The sequence below is a fragment of the Parasphingopyxis sp. CP4 genome, from assembly GCF_013378055.1.
GTDB lineage: Bacteria > Pseudomonadota > Alphaproteobacteria > Sphingomonadales > Sphingomonadaceae > Parasphingopyxis.
In genome coordinates this window covers 2,584,012-2,598,769 of the sequence record NZ_CP051130.1, presented here as the reverse complement: position 1 = coordinate 2,598,769, position 14,758 = coordinate 2,584,012, and the positions used below count along the sequence as shown (strand labels likewise).

Sequence of the window (14,758 nt, the reverse complement as noted above, 5' to 3'; positions counted from 1 at the left end):
TATGACAATGCGCCTTCTCAGGGGCAACGCCGACTCGGCGAAGGAATGAATACATCTCGCGATGAGTGCACAAGACACGCCGCAGACATTGACCGATCACGAAGGCTCGTTGCTTTCGCTCGTCCATCGGCTCCAGCCCATCACAGCCTATAAAGTCGCCAAATTTTATCAGGATTCTCCTGTTGCTTCGGTCAACAAGAGCATGGGGCAGGTCTACCCGATGATCAGCCGCTTTTCGAAAGAAGGGCTGATTGAAGGACGGCAGATCGAAGATGATGCGCGCGGCACCGAAGTATGGCGGACAACCGACAAGGGCGAGACGGCCCTCAAGGCATGGCTTCTCGAATTCAAACCGGCCCAACTCATCCCGCACGACACGCTCGGCACCAAGGTCCTGTCATTTGACCTGATGACGCATCAGGAGCGGATCGACTGGGTATTGGCGGCGAAGAATGAGCTTGAGAAAAAACAGGCCGAGCTCGACACCTATAATGAGAAATCCGATGGGCCGTTCCAGGAATATGCCCATGACAATGCGGCAAGCATCTTGCGGGCGCGAATGGACTGGCTCGATAGGATCCTGTTCGATCTCGTCAAAAGTTCGGCCGCCGACTCCTGATCACTGCTCCTGTCTGATGGACAAAAAAATGGCGGGGGTAGGACTTCCAAAACCACCCCCGCCATCACACTAGAACGTGACCAAACGTTCTAACTAGAACCGGAGACGTCCGGTAACCGAGTAGCGACGGCCCAGCGTGTCGTAGGTCGTCGGATAGGTGTTGCCCGAGTTGAATGAGCTCGAACCGATGAACGAGCTGACATTCGGCGGATCACGATCGAGCAGGTTCTGGACGCTGAACGTCACATCGAAATTCTCGCTGACATTCGAACGCACCGTCAGGTCGAAATAGGATGCATCGTCAACCGACGCATATTCCGGCAGCGTGTTGCCGAATGAACCATCCAATGGCTCAAGCGTCATGCCGTCGATCCAGCGCCACAGCAGCGAGATATCTGCGATATCGTCGATGCTCACGGTGGTCCGCAGGTTGAAGGCCCATTCCGGCGTCAGCGGTTCACAGTTTTGACCGTAGAAGCTGACACACTCACGATTGATCGAAGCCGGGCTGGCCTGGAACAGAAGTTCATCCGTCCATGTGCCGTTGAGATCCCAGTTGATCGAACCGAAGCTGACCGGCAGGCGGTATGCTACGCGGAAATCGATACCTGACGTTTCCAGCGTACCCTGGTTGGTAAGCTGCAGGATCAGGCCCGGCGTTTCACCACCACCGTTCAACGAACCGTTGATTGGGTTGCGCTGAATATTGGCGCATGCGGTCGGATCGCTGCCGGCACCATCATTGTTCGGGCCGAAACACGGAACAAGAATGTCACCGGGGACCGGCTGGGTAATAGCGTCGGTGATTTCGATGTTGAAATAGTCGACTGAGAAAACCAGGCCCGGAACCTGCGGCGGCGTTGCCACGAGGCCGAGAGTGATCGAGTCTGATTTTTCAACGTCGAGATTGACGTTGCCGCCAGAGGTCTGGTTGATCTGCGCAGCGGACGGAACCGGGATCAGGCCGATCGTTGCAGCCGGCGCACCTTGCGCAACGCAAATCGCCGTTAGCGCAGCATTGCCAACCGGACCCGCGCCAGCACATGGATCAAGCGCAAGCGGGGTCAGACCGGTTGTAACCGGAGCGAACAGCTCGCCGATATTCGGTGACCGGGTCGCACGCTGGTAGATTCCGCGGAAACGGAACCCTTCGAACGGTTCCCAGCTACCGCCAGCCTTCCACGTTACACTTGTTCCGGTGTTGGAATAATCCGAGACTCGAATACCGCCTTCAACCGTGAGGTTATAGAAGCCGGGAACATCTTCGAGGATCGGAATGATCAGCTCGGCAAAACCTTCGATGACATCATATTGACCATTAAAGGATGGTGCCGGAGCGCCCGTTCCCAGAACTTCGTCCTGCGTACCGGCAGACACATCGGCGACGCGGCTGGCCGTATAGTCACGATATTCAACACCGACGGCGAAGCCGATTGGCGTCTGCGTGAAGAGGCCGGTTTCACCGAACGAGCCGTTCAATGAGGCGTTGACCTGCAACAGCGAGGTTGTGTCGGTAAAGCCCGATGGCTGGTTGAAAAAGGCCACCGAACGCGGATCGATGTTCGTGCCAGCCGGTCCGCCACCCTGAAGGTTCAGCGGGAAACAGCCGTTCGAAGCATCAAAACAGGTCGTCGTGCTGGTGGCTTCCAGCGCCTGCTCGATACGCGATTTCAGGCCCCAGCCCGTACGGGTCGTGGTGCGCTGGGATTCGCCATAGGTTGCATAGACATCATAGCCGAGGGTCGGGCTGAGATCGCCACGCACACCGCCCCAAACCTGGAACTGGTTAGTCACAATGTCCGTAGCCCGTGGACCCTGCTCAACGAGACGACGGTTGATGATGACATCAGGCGCAAGATAGGCCGGGTCGTTCGGATCAACCGCATTACGCGCAGCTGTACAGGCAACCGGATCGATTGGAATGGCGAAGCTCGCGCAAATCTGATCGACCTGAGTGTCCGTCAGGAACGGGTTGTTCAGCGGCAAAGCGAACGGATCACCGAACAGACCCGACGGTGCCAGCTGCAGGCTGACGGTCGAGTTGGTGAACATGCCTCTTGTGTAGACTTCGATGCCCTCGGTTACTTCATAACGGGCCGTGCCGAAGATATTCCAGCGCTCAAGCGGCGTCTGGAAATAGTTGAACGGCGCATAGTTGAACGTATTGTACTGCGGAACGAGCGTCTGGCCGGCCGGATCAATCTGAAGACCGTTGAAGCGGGTCGGAACCGTGGTGCCCGAGCCGACAGGCTGACCACCGAGGAACAGGGCGTTTTGCGAAATGGTGCGACTGGATTGCAGGATGTCATCGACTTCCTGATAGCCAATTGAGAGGACTGCGTTACCGCGACCATCATCGAAATTGGCACCCAAGGTCAGGTCACCGCGGATCCGCTCACCATCACCACGCTCGGTGATGCCGTACGTCATTGCCGCTTCCATGCCTTCGAAATCGCGCCGCAGCACAAAGTTGGCGACGCCCGAGATGGCGTCAGCACCATAAACCGAGGACGCGCCACCGGTGATGACTTCGACGCGTTCGACCAGAGCAACCGGGATGATGTTAAGATCGGTCTCGGAGAAGATCGTTGAAGGAACAAGGCGCGTTCCGTCCAGCAGAACCAGGCTTCGCGTTGCGCCGCCTACATTGGCGAGGTTGCGCAAGTTCAGCGTCGATGTACCATTTGAACCGTTATTGACCGAGTTGTTGGTACCCGGAGCAATACCCGGGAGATCACCGATCAATTCTTCGGCATTGGTAGCCTGACGAAAATCCATTTCGTCCTGGCCAACCACCTGGATCGGGCTCGACTGCTCAAGGTTCGGGTTCGTAATACGCGTACCCGTAACGATGATGGCTGGTTGATTGCTTGATGCAGCGGCCAGCTCTTCGCTGTCCTGCGCCAAGGCAGGGGAACTGGCAAAGACCGTTGCCGCACTGCCGAGCAGCATTGCGCGCAGGCCCTGCTGCCGTGCCGATAATCCTGAAAATTTCTGTCCTGTATTCATCGAGTTTAAACCCCTTCAAAAACTTTGCGGCCTCAAATCGGCGAGCCGGACCTGGTCCGTCCCTGTGCCGGTGAAGCGACGCCGCGCTTCGAGTGTGTGGCAGACGAAACCCGTAGATTCGCCGTTGACCATGGATCGCGCTTATGACGTCCGCCTTGGCCGCGCTCAATCCTTTTTTACCTCGTTTCGTAGTTGTTTGAGATATGTGGCAATCCAACAACAGTGCTGTACGTCCCGTTATATAGGCTTTTTGTCGAAATTCCCGTGCGATTCCGGGCATCTCTCATATTCCGATACATATTATATATTACGTTTCGATATATTATCGAAGCTGACAGTATTGAAAGGGAGAGACCATGGCTTGTCGCGAGAAACGTCCTGCCGGATCGACCGTGGATTGGCGTTCCCGCCGGGCAGAGATTGCGGATGCCGCGCTGCCGATCTTCCTGGAGCGCCATTGGAGTGCTCTGAGTGTCGAAGAATTCGCCGAGGCAATCGGCTTTACCTATTGGCAGGTCTATTATTCATTCGACGGACTCGAGGATATTTACCGCGCCAGCGTCGCATTGCTCGCCGAAACCGTGGCGGATGCCATCGCATCACCCCCCGAACCAAGTGCCTCGGTCAGCCGGACCATCCAGGACTATGTGCGCTTTGCTGCCGATAGTGTTCGCAGCGAAGCCTATGGCCACTTACTCTTTCTGCGGCTGCGCGACGCCTATCCCGAACCCTGGGTCCGTCATGTCTATGACACACGGATCGCGGCCCCGCTGCGGCGCGGGCTGGAGAAAGCGATTGCCGAGGCTGGTGCACATAGCGACCTGAAGATTGTCCTATTGCATGGCGCGCGTGGCCGCTGCCTTATGAGCCTTGAAGCGGCACTCGCATTGCCGCAGCTCCTCAACCAGGAGGATTTCGTCGAAGAGGGTTTTGAAAAGACGGTAGCCAGCGTTGCCAAAGACATGTTTGCGGCAACCTGCACATTTGACGGTTTTGAACAGGGCACTGTTCAGGCCGCCTGACCCGGACGGCGCCAAACACCAGCCTCGGAACCATCGCTTTCTGTGAGTCCGTGACGCTGCCATGCCGCGCTGCGAAATGCCCGCTTTTCGATTGCCGGAAAATCCCCTAGCCTCTCCGTGTGGTTATTGATTCCAGAGATGAATAGGCTTGCATGCCGTTAGTCGTTCACAACGCACTCGACGCGGTGCGCATTCGCAAATCCAATCCAGTCGCTGCCTGGGGCAATCGGGGCGATGAGAATCGTATCGAACCGGTAACCAAACCGGAATTCGACGTGCCATTCCAGTTCAAGCAGAAGGAGCGAATATTTACCATCGGCTCCTGTTTCGCGCGCAATGTAGAGAAGGAATTGCTGGCGCGTGGTTTTCGCATTCCGATGCGGGAACTGCTCGAAAAACCGGCATTTGACGGCGTTAATGCGGAAGTCGTCAATAATTTCGGCACACCGTCAATCTATAATGAGCTGGCCTGGGCGTTTGGCGCAGATACGTTTGACGAAAATCTTGGTTTTGTTGAAGTGCAGAACGGCAAGTTCATCGATCTGCACATGGTCAACAGCATCAAGCCAGCCCCGATCGAGCTGCTCAGGAAGCGACGAGACGGACTCGCCAAAGCGATTCAGATGCTCAAGAAATGTCGCATCCTGGTCATGACGCTCGGTTTGGTCGAACTGTGGTGGGACAATGAGGCCCAAGTCTATCTCAACACCACGCCTTTGCCATCGGTCCTCCGATCCTGGCCCGGTCGCTTTGAACTCCATGTCCTGACGTTCGACGAATGCCGCGACTATCTCGATCGCGCACTCGACCTGTGCTTTGCCCATGGCCATCGCAATCTCCAGATCATTCTCACAGTGTCGCCAGTCCCGATGATGATGACCCATCGGCGGATGGATGTGATCACAGCAAACAACTATTCGAAATCAGTACTCCGCACCGTTGCTGAACATGTCGTCTCCGATCGCGACAGGCTGTGCTATTTCCCAAGCTATGAGTCCGTCACCCATAGCGACCGGCAGATCGCATGGACCAACGATTTCGTGCATGTCACCGAGGACATCGTCGCCTTCAATGTCGAGCGGATGGTGAACGCCTTTACCGGGAAATCCCGCGCGGACGCCAATTCCGCCTTCCCAGCTGAACACAATCTACCGAGCGAAAGCGTCGATGCGCTGATCCTCGCAGAGCGCGCCATAGAAGCGCGGATTCACAATGATGAGAAATTCTTCGCCGATAATGCGGCGCAGGCTGCACAGTCGCCAGCCTTTCGCCTGGAGTATGCGCGCTATCTGGTCGACCGTTTCGAATATGCGACTGCGGCACGCCTGTTATTGGACGATCCGCGTTCAGAAGCGCGCTTGGTTCGCGCCACGGCATTATTGAAGGATGGTGACCATGCCGCCGCATTCGCCGTCGCAGAATCGATTGCAAGCCATGACCACAAGGGTGATCTACACTGGCGGACAATGGTCGAAGCCGCCATTGAAATGGGCTCCCGAGACAAGATCTTGGAAACTGAAACCCGATGGCTGGAAATGCATCCACGCCAGCGATATTTCGCAAAATTCGTCGTGGGTCGCGCTCTGCGCCGCATGAAAGATTATCGATTGGCGCTGGAAAGGCTGGAGGACGCCCTGGCCTGTGGCGAGAAAACACCGCCGCTCGCGGTCGAAACGGCATATTGCCTGTCCGAACTTGGTGAGCACGAAGCGGTAAAAACCATGCTTGAGGGAGTCGCAGCCGCCAATGAATGGCAAGTTGCGCAAGTCCAACGCCTGCTCAAGAAAGTAGATGCTGCCTAAACGTAAGGCCGTCACATTGCCTTGCTAGTTTCGCGACAAATGTTAGGGTTATGCCGGGGGCACGATCATACAGGTCGCTTAAACAAAAGGCATTCTTGAAAATTGGCTGATATCCAAAACTCGGTGGAATCGGGTGACGGCACACCCGGCGAAAAGAAAGACGCGCGTAAAAAACGCGGTTTTAGCGAATCTCGCTTTGTAGCGGGCTTCTCCGATCTCATTGCCGACGGCGAGCCCGAAAAGGCACTTGATTACTTCATCGGTGAGCTCGACTTGCTAAAGGCTAGCAAGCTGAATCGCAAAGAAAAACTCAACCATCTTGTCTATATGAGCAAGATTATTCAGAGCAATGGCAATGCCAAACATGGCTGGCAAAAGCTCCAACGGAAAAGCCGCCAAGCCCGCCGGGTAATGGCGCTGACCGATGTACCGCGCGACAAGACATTCCTTGATTTCGGATGCGGCGCTCATGATCCGGTATCCCTGTCTACATTCTTCTATCTAAACGGGTTTCCTAGATCGGTTGCGTGCGACATGCGACCGATGCGCAATCCGACCTACTCGGCCATTTCGCTCTATGAGACGCTGGCGGAATTCAATCTTCATCCCGAGCAATTCATGCTGGATGATGTCGAAGAAAGTGATTTCAAGCAACGGCTTAGCCATTTTGATACGAACAAATTGGCGCAGGGCGAGATCGATACGGTCCTTGGAGGGCTTTCTGGTTCAATCGATCACCGTATTGATAACCTCCTGAATCTGGACGTGGACGATGACGAGCTAGGCTTCGTCGTTTCATTCGCGGTACTCGAACATGTCGACGAAATTCAGCCGATCATGGACTGGCTGTATCGGAAAACTGCGCCCGGTGGAGCACATTTTCACTTTATCGATATCGCTGACCATCGGTCATACCAACCTGGAGGCGGATTTAACGCGTGGAGCTTTCTAACCGAAGAGGACGCTCCGGAGGGCATGAATCGCCTGCGCAAGGGTGAACATCTTGAAGCGATCACCGGTGCAGGCTTTGAAATCCTGCAGGAAAGATCGGTGGAAGGCGAAGTACCGCCGGAAACCGCCGAGGCGTTGCTACCGCGCTGGAAAGATATGTCAAAGTCGGACATAGATACGATCAAGCTCACCGTCATGTTTCGAAAACCAGCGCTATAGTGGGGCAGCAATGGATTCGTGGATCATTTTTGACAGGCTACGTAGCTGCGGAACCGCAGATTGCGATTGTCACTTCTCCAAATTGGCCAGTCGATAGGCAATGCAGACCGATACCTTCGACGTAAGACGCTTTCCATCGCTGGATAAGTTTGTCGCACCGGCTAGTGAGAACAAGCTCGAAGTCCTGATTGCGACCGAAGAGATTATCGGTCCGGTTCGCAACGGTGGCATTGCCTCCACATATTATCATCTCGCTCGTGGTCTGGCGGCCGACGGACATAAGGTCACAGTCCTTTATCTTAAGGGCCGTACGGTCGAGAATGAGACACCGGAACACTGGATCGATCACTATGCCAGCTTTGGCATCGAACTGGTGTATCTCCCCGACCTGGAGAATGAACTCTATTGCGCGAGCGCCAAATGGCAGTGGCGCTGGTTGTCCTTCTATCGCTGGCTGAAGGCCAACGACCGGTTCGACATGGTCCATACGTCAGAATGGCGAGGCGGCGCTTTCTATTGCCTGCAAGCCAAGCGGCTCGGCCTGGCGTTCCACGATACCTTGTTCGTGATGAAAACTTCATCGCCCTATATCTGGAATCGACACTATCAGATGCGACCGATCGACAAGGCTGAACTGATCGTTGCCGCGTTTGCAGAGCAGAAATGCGTAGAATGGTCGGACATCGTCGTCGGCGGCAGCGCGCATTTGCTCAGCTTCATGGACTATGTCGGCTATCAGCTTCCCGAGGGACATACCTATGTCCAGCCGAACATTGTCGACTTCTCCGAAGTGCTGGTCGACGATCAGCGGCCGCGGCGAGAGCTTGGCGACACGGTTAAGACTGGAGAATTGGTGTTTTTCGGGCGCCTCGAACCACGCAAAGGCCTCGAGCTTTTTGTGTTCGCGATCGATGCGCTCGTCGCGAACGGCGCCCAGATTGATAAGATCACCTTTCTTGGCAAGGAAGGGGAGAAGCTGCAGGGACAAGGCAATATCAAGCCTGGCGAATTCATCGAGGCCCATGCAAAGCACTGGCCTTTCCCGATTGAGATTGTAACCGACCGAAACCAGCCTGAAGCATTGTCGCTAATGTGTTCGCGAGAAATGATCGCGGTGATGCCGTCTTTGATCGAAAACTCGACGATGGCGGTTTACGAAGCCCTGGTACATCGGATTCCGTTCATCGCAACCCGTGTCGGCGGGACGCCGGAACTGATAGATGCGATCGACCACGACGCCACTTTGGTGCAGCCGCAGGTGCAGAATCTTGCCGATACGATCGCGCGCGCGCTCGAACATGGCCAGCCGATTGCCCGACCCGCCTTTGATAATGATGACAATCTCGCGACCTGGTATGGTTTTCACCGCTATGTTGCGAGCGAGGGACACCGTGCACTAGCCTCCCCTCCAGAGCCGAATGAGCTCGCGTCAACTATTGCCTATATTTCGGCGCCGGCAAATTTGGGAATGTTCTCGCAGCTTGTGGAATCGCGAAGCGCTGAAAGTCTTGCCGCTGCAGATCATATCGTAATTGTCAGTTTTCTTCCAACCAACGCCGTACGCGAGCAAATCGCGGCGGCGCAGGAAAAAGGTTTCACGATCATCGAGATGATCGGCGCATCGACCGGCGAGTGCCTGAACGCAGGCCGAGCGCAGACAGATGCCGAAATCATTATCTGCGAGGCCGCAGGAGTGACTGAAATATCCGAGGACTTCTTCCCGACTGTTCGCAAGGCCATGGCCGTCCGTCCTGCAGATATCCTGACAACGCTTTATCAGTTTCGTACAGCGGACATGGAAGATTTTAACCTGTTCGTCCCGCTCGGCGGGGATGTCGCGACGCAAACTATTTCAGGTGATGCCTATGGCGTCGAAATCGTGATCGGCAGGCGGGATTGCCTTGATTCGATTGGCGAATTTGAGGGTTATCGCGTGGATTCTGGCACAGTTCATGAGTTTGTCGGCCGCGCGGCAGCAAATGGTCGCGAATTGTTCGTGGTTCCCGAACCGCTTTTCTCGGTCGAGATTTCTGATGATCAAGATCCAGACGCAGCAGATCCGACCGGTGACTATCTCGTCAGAAAGCCCGTCCTTGACGGTGTAGATTTGACCACACGTAAGCTGTTGTTACTCGATACTGCCAAGACTGGTGGTGGCGGCAGTAAGCCCAATCGGGGGCCAATCATCATGGCCAAAGCCCACCGGCGGGAAGACAATGACGCATGGCTTACAAATGTAGATCGGCTCGGTCGTCCGGATGATCCTGTGCGGTTTAATGACGCAATCTACCTCGGATTCGACCGCGACATTGGCGTGCTGCATGTCGCCATGCGCCATAAGGGAGAATTGCTGATCAAGGCCAATGGCGAAATACTCAAACACGACCTCGACACCGACACCAAAGGCGAACTTGCTGTTTCGGAGATCCCACTCGCTCCGCTACTCGAACGCAGACCCAAAACACATCTCAGAATTGAGCTGATTAACGACGAGCGAGTGCGGGCTGCCGGCCTTGCCGTTCAGCGGCTCGAGCCAAATGTCTATTATCTAAGCTCTCACCGCCCGATCTTCTGGGGCAATGATTTCTTCCGGCTGATTGAGAAAGTGGAGCAGCATCGGGCGGCGAAGCAGGCGCGGAAAAGCCAGCGTGCGACAAAGCAGGCCCATAATGCGGCCAATGACCTCATTTCAGGATCAGACGGGCGCTCACGAGAAAGTGCTGAACTCACCGTACTCGGACGGCTCAGAAAGAAGATCGGGATTTAACTGCGCTCGATTGCGCTGACAGATTGGCCAAGCCTAGTCATTGCCATCTGTCGATGCACGGTCATCCTCGTTGCCGAACTGGTGAATTCCGCATTCCGTTTTATCGATGCCCGCCCATCGTCCATCGCGCGCATTGTCACTCGGCACGGTGCAGGGTGCACATCCAATTGACGGGAAACCCATGGCGACCAGAGGATGTTGCATCAGCTGCTGATCATCCAAAAACGCGTCAATCTCTTGCTGCGACCATTCGGCAAGAGGGTTGATCCGCAACCAATTGTTCTGGACTTCGACCGTCTGCATCGCTTGGCGGTCGTCAGTTTGAAACCGCTTGCGGCCAGTAAGCACGCAATCATAATCCTTCAGTACGCCAATCATCGGCAACGTCTTGCGAATATAACAGCATTGATCGCTGTCAGTGATATGCAGCGTCCCATCCGGATCTGCAGCCAATAGCTGATTGGGATCGGGCCGGACGCGGACCAAGGTCGTCATCCCCAGCGAATCCATCACCTGATCGACATATTCCAATGTTTCGGGGAAATGTTTGCGCGTTTCCAGGAAGACCACTGGCGTCGACGGTTTGCGATCCGCCACGAGTTTCAGCAGTACAACCGCTTCCGCTCCGAACGATGAAAGAACTGCGGGCCGGCCGGCGACCCCGCCATGCAGAATATCCGACAGAATTTGTCCCGCACTTTTGCCCGCAAACCGCGCGTTCAGCGTCTCGGCAACTTCAGCGAGCTCAATCGATTGGCGGGTTGCAAGAACCACCGGCCGCGCCCGCCCCTATGTCCAGGTTGATCGGCAGGGAATTTTGCTTCGGTCGCAACGATCCGAATATTTGGTCGCGATCTCTGTGATCTCGTCCAACAAGCCGTCTTCCAGCGTGATCGGCTCGAGGCCCAGCCCGAGAAAGCGATCATTCGCGACATGAAGTTCATTTTCATCGGCTTCGTTGCGGGGATTCTCGACTAGCTCGAATGTGCCGCCGGATTTGTCCGCAATCATCTTTGCAAGATCGCGAACGCGATGTGTTTCCGTCATCTGGTTGAGGATATTCACCCGCTCGCCCTTCTGTGGCGGATTGGCGATCGCCAATTCGATGCAGCGGCAGGTATCCTGGATATGGATAAAGGCTCGGGTCTGACCGCCAGTGCCATGCACAGTCATCGGATAGTCGAGCGCAGCCTGCATGACGAAGCGATTGAGCACAGTCCCATAATCGCCGTCATAGTCGAAGCGATTGATCAACCGTTCGTCCATCTTGGTTTCTTCAGTCTGCGTACCCCAGACGATGCCCTGGTGAAGATCCGTCACCCGGATGCCGTCATTCTTGTTGTAATAGGCAAAGAACAGCTGATCCTGCGTCTTCGTCAAATGATAGATCGAGCCTGGATTAACGGGATAGAGAATTTCCTGTTCGATCGGCTTGTCATCTGTCGGAATCTGGACCGTGAGATAGCCTTCAGGGATCTTCATTCCGGCTGTGCCATAGCCATAAACACCCATCGTTCCGAGATGGACGATATGGGCATTGCTTTTTGCTTCCACGATCGCGGCGAGCAGATTGTTCGTCGCGCTAAGATTATTGTCGACTGTATAGCGTTTGTGAAAGCTCGACTTCATCGAATAGGGCGCAGCGCGCTGTTCGGCGAAATGGATCACGACATCGGGATCCTCGGCTTCGATGAGGCTCAGCAGCCGATGATAATTCTCTGAAATATCGAAATCATGGAAGGCGATATCCTTACCGCTGACTTCTTTCCAGGCTTCGAGCCGTTGGTCGATCGGCGCAATTGGCGTCAGCGAATCGACACCGAGCTCGATATCGATCTTCCGGCGCGAGAGATTGTCTATGATGGTTACGTCATAACCGCGACGCGATAGATACAAACTTGTGGGCCAGCCGCAAAAGCCGTCGCCCCCCAAAACGAATACTTTCATACGAGATCGCCTACCTTTTTGCCCCATCACGAGTACGAATTCTGTCGAAAAACCGGTTTATCCATCCGTACCAGCAAATCAACAGCTTATCCGCAACTCGCCTATGCGATGAGATGAGTGGCTAGATCGCTCGATCTAAGCGTGTGGCGCTGCACATTTCGATTGTGTCCGGGCCGATTGATATCGGGCGCGGGCCTTCGGCATGGCTGGGCTCGATAATCGCGATGATACGCGCATCACTGTCCGGTGCGCGCAGCATGGGCACCGCATAGTTATGAATATATGTGAATTCAGCTGGCGGACACGGAGGGATTCGAACCCTCGATACGGATAATCTCCGTATGCCGGTTTAGCAAACCGGTGGTTTCAGCCACTCACCCACGTGTCCTGACCGAGCCGAAAGGCGCGTATAGCGACGCAGGCCAGCCCGATCAACAACAAGTCGCATCGCCTGCAATTCCGCTCCAAATAGCGGAAAATCCACAGGATCGACTCGTTTCAGCCTAATATCGACTCAACTCGTCCCACGCTCGATTGCGCGGGAGTCGCTGCGCGACGTATTTCTCGGGCGCCGAATTCTGTCGGGGGAGTTACTATGTTGAAGACGAAGATTTTTTCCATCGCCGCAGCCTTAGGGGCGTTCGGGATGGCCATCGCCCCGGCATCCGCACAGATCGACACCGTCGACCCAGACGCCGCACTCGAAGCGTCTGGCTATGACGAAAGCGACTATCAGAGCGGCGGCTCAACCACGGATCAGGGCGCGCCCGCCATCGCCTATGGCGACGAGTTCGATTTCGATCCGGACGCAGCGACCGAGGCTGACACGACGGTATATTCCGATCCCAACTATATTCCCGACACGCCCGGTTACGAAAATGAGGCGACAACGGGCGATACCGATGTCGTTGCCAACCAGACGACACCGGCCGAAGATGGCCGCACCACCTATCAGCAGGACGATCTGATCGCGGCCGCTGGCGGCGTATTCGGAGATGGTGCAGAGGGCCTCGCGCGCATCATCCAGGATATCCTGTCTGAACAAGGCGAACCCAATGGCTATATCGTCGGACGTGAAGCGGGCGGCGCCTTCATATTCGGACTGCGCTATGGCTCGGGCACATTATTCCATGCCGTTGAAGGGCAGCAGCCAGTGTATTGGACCGGTCCATCCGTGGGCTTCGATGCCGGCGCAAACGGCGCTTCGACCTTTGTACTGGTCTATAATCTCTTCGATACGGACGAGCTCTTCCGGCGCTTCCCGGCTGGCGAAGGCAATGCCTATCTCGTCGGCGGCCTGACCGCGAGCTATCTGCGGTCGGGAGACAAGGTCCTGATCCCGATCCGCATGGGTGCAGGCCTCAGGCTCGGCGCAAATATCGGCTATATGAATTTCAGCCGCAATCGCCGCTGGCTGCCTTTCTAGGCAGTCGCGCGGCTCCAATCGCAGCTTTCTCTTTGCCAACAATTTTCGAGTAGCCTCGGTGCACGAACCGTCGTAGGCGGCGGACATGAGCGAACCTCGCAACACACCGGCCGGCTATGCCTTTGGCATTGGCGTGTACCTCCTTTGGGGGTTGGTTCCGCTCTATTTCAAACTGCTCGACCATGTCGGCGCGTTCGAGACAGTCGCCCATCGGATCGTCTGGTCGGTCGGCTTCTTGCTGATCCTGCTGCTCGCTGTCGGCAAGCTGGGCAGCCTGCGTGCTACCTTTCGTAACCCGCGCACATTGGCCGCGCTGGCCCTGTCGGCCACACTGATCGGCGTGAACTGGCTGGTCTATATCTGGGCTGTCATTAACGAGCATATATTGGCGGCCAGCCTCGGCTATTTCCTCAATCCGTTGCTCAATGTCGTGCTCGGCACGCTGTTCCTCAAAGAAAAGCTGCGCCCGGCCACAATGATCGCAATCGGATTGGCAGCCATCGGCGTGGCAATCCTGGCCTGGAGTGCGCTCGATACGCTGTGGGTCAGCGCCACACTGGCGGTCTCATTCGCGCTCTATGGCTATGTCCGCAAAGTCACCGATGCCGGGGCAATTGAAGGACTGGCAGTTGAGACCGCACTCCTAACGCCGCTGTGCATCGCCTATTTGGCATGGCTCGGCGCAGCCGGTGGGCTGATGTTTGGCACGGATACCAATACCGATATCCTGCTGATCCTGGCTGCGGTTGTCACATCGATACCGCTGATGCTGTTCGCGGCGGCCGCAAAGCGGCTGACGCTGACAACGCTCGGTTTCATTCAATATATTGCGCCGTCGATGGTGTTCTTGATCGGCGCGTTCATCTTCAAAGAGCCGCTCAATAGCGGGCAGATTGCGTGCTTCCTCTTCATCTGGGCGGGGCTAGCGCTGTTCACGATCGATAATCTGCGGATGGCGCGTAGCAATCGTCGTGCGGCGCGAGCGACAGCCTGACC

General features: G+C 55.8%; 11 protein-coding genes and 1 tRNA gene. 7 read left to right on the top strand and 5 right to left on the bottom strand.

Annotation, left to right across the window (positions count from 1 at the left end):
• Positions 1–61: 61 nt before the first annotated feature.
• The gene (locus HFP51_RS12830) at positions 62–619 is read left to right on the top strand and encodes a PadR family transcriptional regulator (RefSeq protein ID WP_176876113.1); all 558 of its coding nucleotides are present in this window, start codon (positions 62–64) and stop codon (positions 617–619) included.
• Between the two features lie 93 nt (positions 620–712).
• Here HFP51_RS12830 and HFP51_RS12825 read toward each other — a convergent pair whose 3' ends face one another.
• Positions 713–3,628 (bottom strand): TonB-dependent siderophore receptor, encoded by a 2,916-nt coding sequence (locus HFP51_RS12825; protein WP_176876112.1) that lies wholly within the window; start codon positions 3,626–3,628, stop codon positions 713–715.
• Positions 3,629–3,984: 356 nt separating this feature from the next.
• On the opposite strand from HFP51_RS12825, the gene HFP51_RS12820 reads away from it, so the two are divergent.
• From HFP51_RS12820 to HFP51_RS12805, 4 genes are all read left to right on the top strand, one after another.
• Positions 3,985–4,650, top strand: coding sequence for a TetR/AcrR family transcriptional regulator (locus HFP51_RS12820; RefSeq protein ID WP_176876111.1), 666 nt, complete (start codon positions 3,985–3,987; stop codon positions 4,648–4,650).
• A gap of 152 nt (positions 4,651–4,802) precedes the next feature.
• Positions 4,803–6,452 (top strand): GSCFA domain-containing protein, encoded by a 1,650-nt coding sequence (locus HFP51_RS12815; protein WP_176876110.1) that lies wholly within the window; start codon positions 4,803–4,805, stop codon positions 6,450–6,452.
• Between the two features lie 102 nt (positions 6,453–6,554).
• Complete coding sequence (locus HFP51_RS12810; protein WP_176876109.1) at positions 6,555–7,622, top strand: methyltransferase domain-containing protein; 1,068 nt, start codon at positions 6,555–6,557, stop codon at positions 7,620–7,622.
• A gap of 100 nt (positions 7,623–7,722) precedes the next feature.
• Positions 7,723–10,389: a glycosyltransferase family 4 protein gene (locus tag HFP51_RS12805; RefSeq protein WP_176876108.1), complete on the top strand. Its 2,667-nt coding sequence runs from the start codon at positions 7,723–7,725 to the stop codon at positions 10,387–10,389.
• A 33-nt stretch (positions 10,390–10,422) separates the two neighbouring features.
• On the opposite strand, the gene HFP51_RS12800 is transcribed toward HFP51_RS12805, so the two are convergent.
• The 4 genes from HFP51_RS12800 to HFP51_RS12785 form a co-directional block, all read right to left on the bottom strand.
• Positions 10,423–11,163 carry a phosphoadenylyl-sulfate reductase gene (locus HFP51_RS12800; RefSeq protein WP_176876107.1) on the bottom strand — a complete coding sequence of 247 codons (741 nt, stop codon included), beginning with the start codon at positions 11,161–11,163 and terminating at the stop codon, positions 10,423–10,425.
• Positions 11,164–11,178: 15 nt separating this feature from the next.
• Positions 11,179–12,336, bottom strand: coding sequence for an NAD-dependent epimerase/dehydratase family protein (locus tag HFP51_RS12795; RefSeq protein WP_176876106.1), 1,158 nt, complete (start codon positions 12,334–12,336; stop codon positions 11,179–11,181).
• 121 nt (positions 12,337–12,457) lie between these two features.
• On the bottom strand, positions 12,458–12,595 hold the full coding sequence (locus HFP51_RS12790; protein WP_176876105.1) for a hypothetical protein: 138 nt from the start codon (positions 12,593–12,595) through the stop codon (positions 12,458–12,460).
• 36 nt (positions 12,596–12,631) lie between these two features.
• Positions 12,632–12,724: transfer RNA gene (locus HFP51_RS12785), tRNA-Ser, on the bottom strand.
• 258 nt (positions 12,725–12,982) lie between these two features.
• Between HFP51_RS12785 and HFP51_RS12780 the strand changes: the two genes are divergently transcribed.
• Positions 12,983–13,762 (top strand): DUF1134 domain-containing protein, encoded by a 780-nt coding sequence (locus HFP51_RS12780; protein WP_255454667.1) that lies wholly within the window; start codon positions 12,983–12,985, stop codon positions 13,760–13,762.
• An 85-nt stretch (positions 13,763–13,847) separates the two neighbouring features.
• Entirely contained in the window at positions 13,848–14,756 is a 909-nt protein-coding gene (gene rarD / locus HFP51_RS12775; RefSeq protein ID WP_255454666.1) for an EamA family transporter RarD, read from the top strand.
• The last annotated feature ends 2 nt before the right edge of the window (positions 14,757–14,758 follow it).

What these genes read in the sequence shown, in the direction of transcription:
- HFP51_RS12830 (WP_176876113.1), top strand. Translation starts at nt 62, where the DNA reads ATGAGTGCACAAGACACGCCGCAGACATTGACCGATCACGAAGGCTCG.
- HFP51_RS12825 (WP_176876112.1), bottom strand. Translation starts at nt 3,628, where the DNA reads ATGAATACAGGACAGAAATTTTCAGGATTATCGGCACGGCAGCAGGGC.
- HFP51_RS12820 (WP_176876111.1), top strand. Translation starts at nt 3,985, where the DNA reads ATGGCTTGTCGCGAGAAACGTCCTGCCGGATCGACCGTGGATTGGCGT.
- HFP51_RS12815 (WP_176876110.1), top strand. Translation starts at nt 4,803, where the DNA reads ATGCCGTTAGTCGTTCACAACGCACTCGACGCGGTGCGCATTCGCAAA.
- HFP51_RS12805 (WP_176876108.1), top strand. Translation starts at nt 7,723, where the DNA reads ATGCAGACCGATACCTTCGACGTAAGACGCTTTCCATCGCTGGATAAG.
- HFP51_RS12795 (WP_176876106.1), bottom strand. Translation starts at nt 12,336, where the DNA reads ATGAAAGTATTCGTTTTGGGGGGCGACGGCTTTTGCGGCTGGCCCACA.
- HFP51_RS12790 (WP_176876105.1), bottom strand. Translation starts at nt 12,595, where the DNA reads ATGCTGCGCGCACCGGACAGTGATGCGCGTATCATCGCGATTATCGAG.
- HFP51_RS12780 (WP_255454667.1), top strand. Translation starts at nt 12,983, where the DNA reads ATGGCCATCGCCCCGGCATCCGCACAGATCGACACCGTCGACCCAGAC.
- rarD (WP_255454666.1), top strand. Translation starts at nt 13,848, where the DNA reads ATGAGCGAACCTCGCAACACACCGGCCGGCTATGCCTTTGGCATTGGC.